Source organism: Tolypothrix sp. FACHB-123, from assembly GCF_014697075.1.
Taxonomy (GTDB): Bacteria; Cyanobacteriota; Cyanobacteriia; order Cyanobacteriales; family Nostocaceae; genus Aulosira.
This window is the reverse complement of record NZ_JACJRE010000018.1, coordinates 46,597-59,102: the sequence shown is the minus strand read 5'-3', so window position 1 is coordinate 59,102 and position 12,506 is coordinate 46,597. Positions and strand designations below refer to the sequence as shown.

At 39.2% G+C, this 12,506-nt stretch carries 8 protein-coding genes; 6 read left to right on the top strand and 2 right to left on the bottom strand.

The window, feature by feature from the left end:
- Window positions 1-60: 60 nt before the first annotated feature.
- On the bottom strand, window positions 61-993 hold the full coding sequence (locus H6G41_RS14175) for a hypothetical protein (RefSeq protein WP_190746823.1): 933 nt from the start codon (window positions 991-993) through the stop codon (window positions 61-63).
- 222 nt (window positions 994-1,215) lie between these two features.
- Here H6G41_RS14175 and H6G41_RS14170 point away from each other — a divergent pair, with 222 nt between their 5' ends.
- Genes H6G41_RS14170 through H6G41_RS14160 form a run of 3 tightly spaced genes read left to right on the top strand, consistent with a single transcriptional unit; the run spans window position 1,216 to window position 3,729 of the window.
- Window positions 1,216-2,103, top strand: a complete 888-nt coding sequence (locus H6G41_RS14170) for a hypothetical protein (protein WP_190746822.1) — start codon at window positions 1,216-1,218, stop codon at window positions 2,101-2,103.
- Window positions 2,104-2,121: 18 nt separating this feature from the next.
- Window positions 2,122-2,757, top strand: coding sequence for a hypothetical protein (locus tag H6G41_RS14165; protein ID WP_190746821.1), 636 nt, complete (start codon window positions 2,122-2,124; stop codon window positions 2,755-2,757).
- Between the two features lie 45 nt (window positions 2,758-2,802).
- On the top strand, window positions 2,803-3,729 hold the full coding sequence (locus H6G41_RS14160; RefSeq protein ID WP_190746820.1) for a GUN4 domain-containing protein: 927 nt from the start codon (window positions 2,803-2,805) through the stop codon (window positions 3,727-3,729).
- A 93-nt stretch (window positions 3,730-3,822) separates the two neighbouring features.
- Here H6G41_RS14160 and H6G41_RS14155 read toward each other — a convergent pair whose 3' ends face one another.
- Window positions 3,823-6,570 (bottom strand): HAD-IC family P-type ATPase, encoded by a 2,748-nt coding sequence (locus tag H6G41_RS14155; protein WP_190746819.1) that lies wholly within the window; start codon window positions 6,568-6,570, stop codon window positions 3,823-3,825.
- Window positions 6,571-6,799: 229 nt separating this feature from the next.
- Here H6G41_RS14155 and H6G41_RS14150 point away from each other — a divergent pair, with 229 nt between their 5' ends.
- From H6G41_RS14150 to H6G41_RS14140, 3 genes are all read left to right on the top strand, one after another.
- Window positions 6,800-7,876: an ATP-binding protein gene (locus tag H6G41_RS14150; protein WP_242037929.1), complete on the top strand. Its 1,077-nt coding sequence runs from the start codon at window positions 6,800-6,802 to the stop codon at window positions 7,874-7,876.
- Window positions 7,877-7,903: 27 nt separating this feature from the next.
- Window positions 7,904-10,522, top strand: coding sequence for an MASE1 domain-containing protein (locus tag H6G41_RS14145; RefSeq protein WP_190746817.1), 2,619 nt, complete (start codon window positions 7,904-7,906; stop codon window positions 10,520-10,522).
- A 140-nt stretch (window positions 10,523-10,662) separates the two neighbouring features.
- Complete coding sequence (locus H6G41_RS14140) at window positions 10,663-11,604, top strand: GNAT family N-acetyltransferase (RefSeq protein ID WP_190746816.1); 942 nt, start codon at window positions 10,663-10,665, stop codon at window positions 11,602-11,604.
- The last annotated feature ends 902 nt before the right edge of the window (window positions 11,605-12,506 follow it).

Sequence of the window (12,506 nt, the reverse complement as noted above, 5' to 3'; positions counted from 1 at the left end):
TTTTCTAGAATTGGTATTAGGTTAATTCAGCCTATAAATTACTAAAGAGTGTTGAATTGTTCATTCTCCGCCCACAATATACACAGCAGAACCAAAATTTTCATCATCAGTACCAACAACAATACCGCCTTTAGCACCAGCAACAATCTCTAATGCTTCAATTTTGTGATAATGATTCCGGTAAATTGGTACAAAATGAAAACTTTGCTTGAAGACTATTTTGTTATTACGATATCCCAAAGAACCCGCAACATATACAGCCGATTGAAACGGCCCGTTATCACCAGGATCGCTAGCTGCACTAATATATATAACTCCTGCTGGATCTATTTTTAAATCGGAAATATGGCGCACATTTCCAGAGGGAAAAGGTACTACTAAATTGTTATAACCTGCGGTAACAATTTGATATTTATTCAAATCCAGTAATCCCCAATAAAGAGTTGCTGGTTGTTCTGCTTCGCCGCGATGTGCCCAAACTGCAACTAATTTACCATCTATATCCTGTAGAGCAAATGCCTCAAAATTACTACCTTTTGGATATGGTGGTAAATTAAACTCTTTAACTAAAGAAATAGTTTTTTTATCAGACTCTAATTTTAAATAATAAGCTTTTCCTAAACTAGTTAAAGCTATAAAAGCAGTATTATTTGTCCCAGGAATGGATGTTAAAGCTTCTAAATCTTCTGGTAATTTTGCGTTACTTGGCCAGTTTAACTCTAAATATTCAGGTTGCTGCTTACCTTTAATATTAATAATTGCTAGACGACCTTGATTAGGTTTTTTATTGTCATGGACAATAAGAAAACTTAGGGAATCACTTTGTTGTTCAATCAGCGCTATTCCACTGATACCAAATGGGATACCACCGCGCACAGGTAGCCAATCTTGCGCCCAAACTCGCTGACAGAGGAATAACAGTGTTGATAAGACTATGGAACTGATGACTAACTTGAGGAACCGAGATAGATTAAATTTTGCTGATAGGCGCATAATTGAGCATCGATCAGAGACGATGTGTTAATTGATGCTCAATCATATCAAATCCACGCGATCGCGCCACATCATCTACTAACTTTTAATAATCTTCACTGTGAATTGCAACCGCAATTTTACTGAAATATTTAAATATTTCTCCTGACTCGACACATTTTTTTAAGAGTGTTATTTTTGAGACTGTATACCAGTAACCAATCACTTCAGGAAAAATGCAACATGCTGGGATGGGTTTTTAGTGGTTTCGTTAAAAAATTAGAGCGTTCAGCAAAAAAAGTTTCACGAGATTTTGTAAATTCTAGTAGTAAAGAAATAAACGACTTGTTTGATAAACAAGTTAACCCATTAGCTGAAAAACTAGACTATATAGCTGAACAAAGAATAAAGCAAACTGAGGAATTAAAAACTCAGGTTAAAGCTGATATTGAGTCTCTGCTAGATAAAGCCGATCATAAACTTAAGAAAAATCTTCAGGAAATTAATGAAATACGTGAATCGGCTCTCAGAGATGTAAGAGACACTGTTGGTGAAGTTGATGCTTATGTAGAAAATAGAATAAATCAAATTTCTTTGACAGTAATGAAAGCCTTGAGCCAAACTAAAGAAATAAGTCAAATTATTTTTGAAGATATTAATACTTTAGAAGAGAAATTATTTCAAGACATAAACTATATAGTAGATAAAATTAATGAAAATATTGATGAAAAGCTAGAATTAATTCGATATGAATTAAAAAAGAATTTAGCTCATGCTCTACCGAATCCTTTCGATAAATGTAAACAAAAGTTAAAGATAGGGCTAAAGCCTGGAGCTATGCTATCTGACGTTGAGCTTTATGAATTAAATCAATGTTATGAAATAAGTAAATTAAATGAAAATAGTTCAATAGATGAAGTATTAAAAACTTATGGGCAAATGCAACTAAATGCAGCAAGAATGGCTGCATTAGTCAAAAAATCTCCAGAATTGAAAAGACGAGCTATTGAAGACTGGCTAAAGTATGGTTTACTGTGTGAGTTTTGGAGAAAAACTATGAGAGATTATGCTCATACAGACAATTCTTTATTAGAGTCTCAGCAATCACAAAAGTTTTTGTCCGGTAAATAAATTAACTATAGGTTGTTTATGAATAAAACTGATTCAAAATACGGAAAAACAGCTTTAGAATATTGTGAAATAGCTATAGAGGAATTAAGACGTACACAGGAAGAACTACAGGCAGAAATACAGAGCATTAGGACAATTCAGTCTGAATTTGCCAATTTAAAATCTGAACTTCAAGCTACTAAACAAGAGCTAGCAGCAACGCAAGCAGAACTTAAAGCTACTAAAGAAGAATTAGATAATACCAAAGTAGAGTTACAAAAGACAAAACAAAAAATTGAAGATTCATTAATACAAACCAAAAAGCAAACTGACTCTGCTATTGCAAAAATTAAATCTGTTAAAGCTGGTATTGAAGATGGTTCGATTGTTGCACAAAAGGCTTTAATGTTACGTGGTAAAGATGATAGGAATTGGATAAGATTCCGTGAACTTGATAGCGTCAATCATCATTGTTTACAAGTTTGGAGAATTGATGATACTTGGCATGATGATATTCGTGTCAAAGCAGCATCATTATTACAAGCAAGAGACGATCAACATTGGATGAGATTTCACTATATGAAAGATGGTAAATACGACACATACTGTATATGGGAACGTGGCCCTATATGGCATCATACCGTAAGAGTTGGAGCAGATAAGCTAAAACCATAATATTTTAATTTGTATTTAGCTATATAAAAATTCATGGAGAATGTGATGAACAATATTGATGTCAGTGACTGGAAAACTCCATTGGGATACTACGAAAGAGCAATAGAAGAACTCAGGCGTGCAAAAGAAGAATTGCAAGACGAGTTAGAAACTATCAAAGCTAGTAATGTACAAGCTTTAGAATCAAATATTAAGTCTTTTCAAACAGAAATACATTCATTGAAATCTGAGCTTCAACTTACTAAAGAAAAGCTTGAATCTGCTGAAAAAACTGCAATAGAAGCAGAAAAAGCTGCTAATGAAGCTCAGGCTAAAATCCAGAATTTTAAAGATAGTCTACCTGAATCAACTATAAATTTACAAATTATTGAAGAGTTAGCCCAAATTAAAGGGCAAGTATCTCAACTTTGTCAGACAAATCAAAAGTCTCCTGAAAGTGATTTACAAAAGGAGATTTTAGAATCTTTATCAAGCTTGCGATCGCAATTTTATCAACTGGAAGCCGAATTAACTCTCATATCACCGAATTCTGGAATAAACTACAGTAAGTTACGGGATTTGTTAGCAGAGCATAAATGGCAAGAAGCAGATAAAGAAACTTATCTCTATATTCTGAGAATTTCGGATAGAGAAGACGAAAGTTGGTTAGACGATGGAGAAATTAAGAAGTTATCGCGTCATGACTTGCGAATTATTAACAATCTTTGGCTGAAATATAGTGATGGGAAGTTTGGTTTTAGTGTTCAAAAGCAAATATGGCAGGATTCTAGAGAAGATTTTAAACGTTTTGGCGATCGTGTTGGCTGGCTGACAAACCTTGTAGACAGTGAATGGCGTAGATATGAAAAGGCTATTTTTAGCCTTGATGCTCCAGCAGGGCATTTTCCATATACAGTGAAGATAGTGGGTTTAGGTTACCGTAGTACTTCAGAAATTCCACATAGGTTAAAACTTTTCTTAAAGAGATACTAATTTCATAAAAGCTGCTATCTTCTCATCAATCAAACTTTTTTTAACCGTTTGCAATTTAATTAAAAAATTAGGTGGGCATTGCCCACCCTACTATTAATTGGGCGGATCGATACGATTAACAAAGGCTGCCCAAAGAATCATCGGTGAACCAACACCTAAACAGAATAACCACTGCTGCCAACTTAAAGGCGCTGTTTCAAACACATAATTAATTAACGGCACATGGGCAAAGACAATTTGCAAAATAATCGCCCCTAAAATCCCGAAAGCAATGGCAGGAACATCCACATTCTCTTGAATTGTGCCGTCCATTTTGGCAATTAAATTGGGGATTAATTGGCTAATGCTCAACAGATAAAATATCCGCCCAGCAATTAAAGAATTAATCGCCATCGTCCGCGCTAAATTTAAATCGCCTGTGGTTTGGCGGATATATTCAAATACGCCAAATATCACAATCCAGTTAAATAATGAAATTGCTAAAATCCGCTTTAACCGACTTGCTGATAATAACGGTTCGTTGGGATGGCGCGGTGCTTGTTCCATGACGTTTTGTCCTTTGGGTTCAAAGGCTAAGGGTACTGTCATGGTGATGGAGTTGAGCATATTTAGCCAGAGGACTTGTAAGGATAAAATCGGTAAATCTCTGGCTAATAATGTGCTAATCAAAATTGTCATTGATTCGCCACCGTTAACAGGCAAAATAAAGCAAATCGCTTTGATGAGGTTTTTGTAAACCGCACGCCCTTCTTCTACAGCTGCTTCTATGGAAGCAAAGTTATCGTCGGTAAGCAGCATATCTGCGGCTTCCTTCGCAACTTCTGTACCTGCGCCACCCATCGCAATCCCGATATCTGCTTGTTTTAAGGCGGGTGCGTCGTTAACACCATCTCCTGTCATGGCGACGATTTCGCCTTTTGATTGTAAGGCTTCGACTAAACGTAGCTTTTGTTCGGGGGCGACACGGGCGAAGACTACACCTTCTTCGGCGACTTGGGCGAGTTCTGTTGGTTCCATTTTTGCTAGTTCTGCACCTGTGAAGGCGAGAACTGAACCATTGTTGTTGATGCCCATACGACGAGCGATCGCCTGAGCTGTGATAGCATGATCTCCGGTAATCATCTTCACCTGAATTCCGGCTGATTGACAGGCTTGCACGGCTTTAATTGCACTCTCACGGGGCGGATCGATCATTCCCTGTAAGCCTAAGAATATCAAGCCATCCTCAATATCTGCACGATCTACTGTATTTTGCGCATCGCTAACAGGCTTTTTCGCTAACGCCAACACCCGCAAGCCTTGTCGCGCCATAATATTCACTTCCCGTTCGATGGAAGTTTGTTTTAATGTCTCAACACAATCGAGGGGACGAGGTTGTCCATTTGTATTTAACATCAAAGTGCAGCGCTGCAAAATTGCCTCGACGGAACCCTTGATATAGATGGTTTTACCCTTGGGTGTGGCGTGTAAAGTCGCCATGTATTGAAAGTCTGATTCAAAGGGTATCCCATCTAATTTAGGCATTTGCTTGATTAAGGTGGGCTGGCTAAATCCAGCCTTGTTTGCAGCTGTAATTAATGCACCTTCGGTAGGATCTCCCATGACTACCCATCTACCATTTTTCGTCTCTAGGTGGGAATCATTGCAGAGTAAGCCGGCGATTAAGCATTCTTGCAAACCCTTATCGCTGTTCAAATCTACAGGTTTCTCATCGTTGAGAATTTCCCCGTCTGGTGCATAACCTACACCTGTAACAGTATATTGATGTCCTCCTGCATAGATGGCTTGTACTGTCATTTGGTTTTCTGTCAAAGTTCCGGTTTTATCGGAACAAATGACAGTTGCACTACCCAAGGTTTCTACAGCCGGTAATTTGCGGATAATTGCATTGCGTCGCGCCATCCGGGAAACGCCAATGGCGAGGGTAACTGTCACCACTGCTGGTAAACCTTCGGGAATGGCGCTGACTGTTAACGCTACCGCCGCTTCTAACGCATCTTGAAGGCTGCGAGAACTTAAGCCGACGAAAAAGCACAGGGTGGCTAGCCCTAGCACCATATACAACCAATTTTGACTGAATTTATCAAATTTTCTGGTTAAAGGTGTGGAAAGGTTGGTATGCTGCTCCATTAGCTGGGAAATGCGCCCGGTTTCCGTCTCATTTCCTGTAGCTACGACAATTCCCGTACCTTGTCCAAAGGTAACAAAACCACCTGCGTAAGCCATGTTTTTCCGTTCGGCTAGGGCGGTGTCTGGGTTTAAGGTTGCGGTATGTTTTTCTATGGCTACTGATTCCCCAGTTAACGCAGATTCATCGATTTGCAAATTTTTTACTTTAATTAACCGTAAATCTGCTGGGACTTTATCGCCAGAGGTGAGTAATACAATATCTCCAGGGACTAACTCGCGGGAAGGGATGCGAATTTTTTGACCGTCACGGATAATTGTGGCTTCCGTAGTAATGGCTTTGGCTAAAGCCGCGATCGCACTTTCGGCTTTTGACTCTTGAATAAAGCCAATAATGGCGTTAGTAGTCGTCACACCCCAAATCACCCCAGCGTTGACAAAACTACCTGTTACCGCCTTCACCAACCCCGCACACAACAAAATAATTAATAGCGGTTGGTTAAATTGCAGCAGAAACTTCAACCACCAAGGTTTACCCGGCTTCGCCACCAGTTCATTTGCGCCCAATGTATTCAACAGCATAACTGCTGTTGCATCATTCAACCCATATTCAGCATCACTTTGCAAACGCGCGATCGCTTCCGAAATATCCAAGCCATGCCAAACAGTCAGCTGCTTATCTTCTGGAGCGATGGTAGATACAGCTGGAGCCATAACTCTTTATTACCTTTTTTTCAAGTGTTATATTTTGTATAACACGAAAACTTAGTGTCAAAATTGAATAGACACTAAAACATTTCAATAATAATCATAGGTATTAGGCATAGAACAACAGTCAACCGTCAACCGTCAACCACCAACCAATTCCACGGTTGCCCACTACTCCCACAACTTAGTATGCTTGGCGTTACAGATAGGGCTGCATTCAGCAGGTGGGTATATTTTGGACTTGGCTACTCCTTTGCAATTAATCGGGCGATCGGCGGAATTTCAGCATGTTGTCGAAGTGCTGGCGCGAGATGGTGATTTGCTGATTACGGGAGTACCGGGGAGTGGGAGGCGTACTTTAGTGCGAGGTGCGGCTCAAGAAGTAGGTGCGATCGCCTTGGAAATAGATTGTATCCGCGCTATCGATGGACAGCGATTTGTCCAATTGTTGGCGGAGACGATTAGCCAAAATTGGCAACCAGAAAAAATCCACAGCTGGGTAGCTGAGAATGCTAGCGAGTTTTTTATTGGGAATCCTGAAGGAAAACTCAAAATATTGCCTTCCCTCAACCAAAAACAGTTATGGCAATCATTTGAATTATTATTGCAATTAACACAAATAATCGCCGTAGATTTACAGCAACGAGTAGTATTAATTTTGCAGAGTTTTCCCCACATTCGCTCTTGGGATCGCAATAATTTGTGGGAAGTAACATTTCGTAGAGAAATTAAGGCGCAAACGGAAGTTAGTTATGTTTTGATTGCCACTATTGCCGAGACGAGCCAGCATACAGATGAGGCGAACTATCCTTTAGAAATTATACAGTTACCTCCCTTAGCTAAAGATGTTTTAGGATTATGGGCAAGGGAGATGTTACATACACAGGGATTAAAATTTGATTCTCGTTCTTGTGCTTTACAACTCTTCTTAGATGCAGTACAAGGACATATAGGTGATGCAATGGCATTGATTCGCCGCTTGCAAACTTTGTGCCCTGCTGATGAATTAATTACAGAAGAACATGTACAACAAGCTATTGCCGGATTACTCAAAGATTTATCGATTACTTTTGAGTCATTACTGATGCTATTACCAGCAAATCAGGTACACTTGCTGGAATGTTTAGCTTTAGATCCCACAGAAAAACCGCAAAGTAAAGAATATATTCAAAAACATGGACTCTCAAGAGGTGGCAGCCTACAAGGTGCGTTGACTGGTTTACAGCATAAGGGTTTAATTTACAATGCAGAGCAGGATTATAAACTAGCTTTGCCGTTATTAGGTTTGTGGTTGCAACGACGTTTGAGCTAAAAATCAGGAGATTTGTTGCTTATAACTATGCGTAGAAGGCTTGCGATTACATTTTTAGGGTTATTAGCCTTAATTTTGGCTCATCAAATGGCCCTAATCTACCGAATTCAGCCTGGTGTATCTTTATGGTTTCCGCCATCAGGTGTGGCGATCGCGCTGACTTTTTGGTTAGGGCCTTATGGTATCTTGCTTACAGGGTTGGCATCGTTTTTGATGGCACCGTTTTGGGGCTTGTATGGTTGGGAACAACTCATTGGTTTTACTGATGGTATAGAACCTTTTGTAGCTTGGTTACTCTATCGTCGTGTAAAACGAGGTTCGTTGAGGTTAAATAACCTCAGAGATGCGGCAATTTTTACCTTAAGCGTACCAATAGCAGCTTGCACTACTATAGCTGTGATTGGTAGTTTAAGTTTAGTAGCTACCGGAAAAATGCCCTTGGCTAGCTTGGCGCAAAGTATCCCTCATTGGTGGTTAGGTAATGCTATGGGAGTGATGGCAATTACACCAACTGCTTTATTAGTGTTAACGCCATTTTTCCAGTCTAGGGGATGGATAGATCATAGAGAAGCCGCAGATTCTAGCCTGAATACGGTGAACTTTCAGCAGTCGCAGCGATTCAATATTGAAATTAGCATCATTATTTTATTGTGTGTAGCGATCGCCATTCTTACCGTTACCCAAACTCAGCACACAGGCTTTAGATTCCAACAATTATCTTTTTTCAGCTTTATTCCTGTTTTATGGGCTGCAAGTCGCTTTGGTGTTACCAGTGGGATGGTAATTTCTACATTCTGCGTTTTGGTAACTTTATTTTGTTATCTTATTGTCTATCCTAATGCGATTTTAATGCCCAATTTCCCAGTCCCCGCAGAAGTTTTACATGTTCATAAACTAAGTTTATTAGTGCAATGTGCTGTTGGGTTATTGGTAGGAACGGCAATTACAGAAAAAGCTAAAAGCGAAGTTGCATTAGCAGTAGAAAGAGTCAGACTTGGTGAATATCAAGCCCGTGCTAAACTTTCAGAAAAACTGATATACCTGAATGATTCTCTAGTAGAAACTAATATTCGCCTGGAGGAATCTAACCGAGACAAAGATAAATTACTCCAGCGTGAACAATCTCTGAGTCAACGTTTGGCGAATATTCTCGAAAGCATGACTGATGCTTTTATTGCTGTCAATCAAGATTGGCAAATAACTTATGTCAATCAACAAGCAGTCAAAATTATCGGTGTAGACTCAGATAAACTTTTGGGTAAAAATTTTTGGCAACAGTGGCCGGATATTCAAGGGACAAAGTTCGATTCTGAATATCATCGAGCCTTAACTGAGGAAATTGCAGTACATTTTGAAGCTTTTTCTGAAACTGATAATAAATGGTTTGAAGCTCATGCTTATCCCTCAGAAGATGGGTTGGGTATCTTTTTTAGAAATATCACTAGACGCAAACAAGCAGAAGTAGAACGGGAACAGTTATTAAATAGAGAACAAGCTGCAAGGGCTGAAGCTGAAAAAGCTAACCGACTCAAAGATGAATTTTTAGCCGTACTTTCCCATGAATTACGTACTCCCCTCAACCCTATTTTAGGTTGGACATCGTTAATTAAAATGTATAAATATGAGGGAGAAAAATTATTTCGCGGCTTAGAAATTATCGAGCGCAATGCTAAGTTACAAATTCAACTCATTGAAGATTTATTAGATGTTTCCCGCATTCAACAAGGGAAAATGGTTTTAAATATTCAATCAGTTAATTTAGTTAATACTATTACAGCAGCTTTGGAGACTGTAAATTTAGCATTAGAAGCTAAAAATATTCAACTTCAAACTTGTTTAGATCCAAACATTGGCTTTGTGGCTGGGGATATGGCTCGTTTACAGCAAATAGTTTGGAATTTACTTTCTAATGCCGTGAAATTTACACCATCAGGAGGAAAGATAGAAGTAAGGCTAGAACAAGTAGATAGCCATGCTGTAATTCAAGTCAAAGATAATGGTAAAGGTATTAGCTTAGACTTTCTCCCCCATGTATTTGAATATTTCCGCCAAGCTGATGGCACAATTACCAGAGAATTCGGTGGCTTAGGATTAGGACTAGCAATTGTGCGTCATCTCACAGAGTTACATGGTGGAACTGTGCAAGTAGAAAGTCAAGGAGAAGGTAAGGGGGCAAAATTTACTGTGAAATTACCGTTAATGCCCAATCCACCAATAATTGCTAGCGATAATGGAACATTAAATAAGTATGAAAATTTGGCAGGTTTACGAATTTTAGTAGTAGATGATGATAGCGATACAGGTGAATTTATCACGATTATGCTCGAAGATTTAGGAGCATCAGTCACAGCAGTACATTCTGCTGGCGAAGCTTTAGAAATAATTGCCAAATCTCACCCAGATTTACTGTTAAGTGATATTGGAATGCCAGGAATTGACGGCTATATGCTAATACGTTTAATTCGGGCTATGCCACCAGAACAAGGAGGAACAATTCCCGCGATCGCACTGACTGCTTTTGCTGGGGAGATAAATCAAAAACAAGCTATTGCTGCCGGTTTTCAAATGCACTTATCTAAGCCAGTGGAATTAGGAAAATTATTAACAGCAACTACAGAAATTTTAGAATTAGGGACTAGGGACTAGGGACTAGGGACTAGGGGCTGCTAGTTTAAATGTAGGGTGTGTTGTCGCCAAGCGCCGCACGATTAAAAAATCATCTCAGGCATTGCCGACTATATTAAACTAGGCAGCGATCGCCTGAAAAAAATTATCCATAATCAAAAATGAACACTTCTATTAGGTTACTCCAGGCACATGAATTAGCTGATGCTGACTATATTTTTCGGTTGGCTTTTGGCACTTTTATCGGCTTACCAGAACCCAGTAAATTTGCTGGAGATGCAACTTACATTCCTCATCGTTGGCACGCTCATCCAAATGCAGTATTTGCCGCTGAATTTGATGGGAGATTAATCGGTTCTAATTTGGTGATTAATTGGGGAAGTTTTGGTTATTTTGGCCCTTTAAGCGTTCATCCTGATTTTTGGCAGCAAAAAGTCGGACAACAACTCATAGAAGCTGCGATCGCTTGTTTTACCCAATGGGATACTCGCTTAGCTGGACTATATACTTTTGCTACCAGTGCTAAGCATCACGCACTCTATCAAAAATTTGGCTTTCATTTACGTTTTTTAACTTACATCATGGGTAAGACAGTGCAGTCTTCTGCGCCCATAGCCCCAGGTATGAGATACTCCAAGTTAACTGAAAATGAACGTGAAGAATTCCTGAAAGCGAGTTACCAGCTAACTGATTCGATTTATCAAGGGTTAGATGTCACTAGGGAAATTCAGGCGGTGCAACAGCAAGCACTAGGCGATACAGTTTTATTTTGGGATGATATCGGTTTAGCCGGATTTGCAGTTTGTCATTACGGCGCAGATACAGAAGCTGGTAGTAATACTTGTTTTATTAAGTTTGGTGTAGTGCGATCGCCAAAAAATGCTGGAGAACGTTTTGAGCAGTTATTAGATTTGTGCGAACAGTTAACTGTTACCCAAGGAATGTCTAAGTTAGTGGGTGGGGTGAATACTAGCCGTGATGAAGCTTATCGGAGAATGCTCGCTCGTGGGTATCGTAGCGAACATATTGGTGTAGCTATGCATCGACCGAATGAACCAGGGTATAATCGCCCAGATGTGTTTGTTATAGATGATTGGCGATAAATTATTATCAATGATAAATATACGTAGGGATACAAGATTATAGTGCTATTTTATATAAAAAATATAACGGCGCTATGCAGTTGAGCAGGGTTTAGCAGTGCTTCATACGTGTCAACTTAAGTCACAGATGGCTGATTGCAAGGCTTACCTGCTCGCCTTGGAATGAATTCCAAGACTAATAATCCAAGTAGGGGCGGCTTAAGCGAGATAGTGGTGAATTATTGGAGCATATCTGTGAACCCGCCCCTACTAAAGTAAACTGGGGATAAATGATAATTTTTAATTAGCTTTAGCTTACTTTTGCTATTAGACTCCAAATTCATAAGGGAGGCGGGCTATGGATTTGGCGTAGTTTCACATTAAGTTGACAAGTATGAGCAATACTAAACCCCTACAATAGATTGGTTTTTTGCATATTCAATATCTGGTATTGGTTTTTACCGGATATTTTCTCATTTCTCGACATGAGAAAAGATTTAATTTGTATATTTGCTGAATATACCGAAATGAGAAAGCAAACTCCAGTTTGAGAAAGCAATATCAGCTTTTGCTTGCTAAATATACTGAAATGAGAAAGCAAACTCAGGTTTGAGAAAACAATATTAGCTTTTGCTTGCTGAATATACTGAAATGAGAAAGCAAACTCCAGTTTGAGAAAACAAATTGCGGTTTGAGAAAACAAATTGCGGTTTGAGAACTAAATTCCCGTTAGCAGAAAGTTTTTTGTGTTATTTTGTAATGCTATACGATACGAATTTGAAAAAAGAATGCGACAGACGGTAGGAGCGGGGTGACCCATTGGTGTCAACTTAACGTGAAACCCGCTTTGTGACAAGGTTTTGCCCTCACCCCCAACCCCTCTCCCTCAGGGAGAGGGGAGCAAGAGATTTAATTCCCCTTCT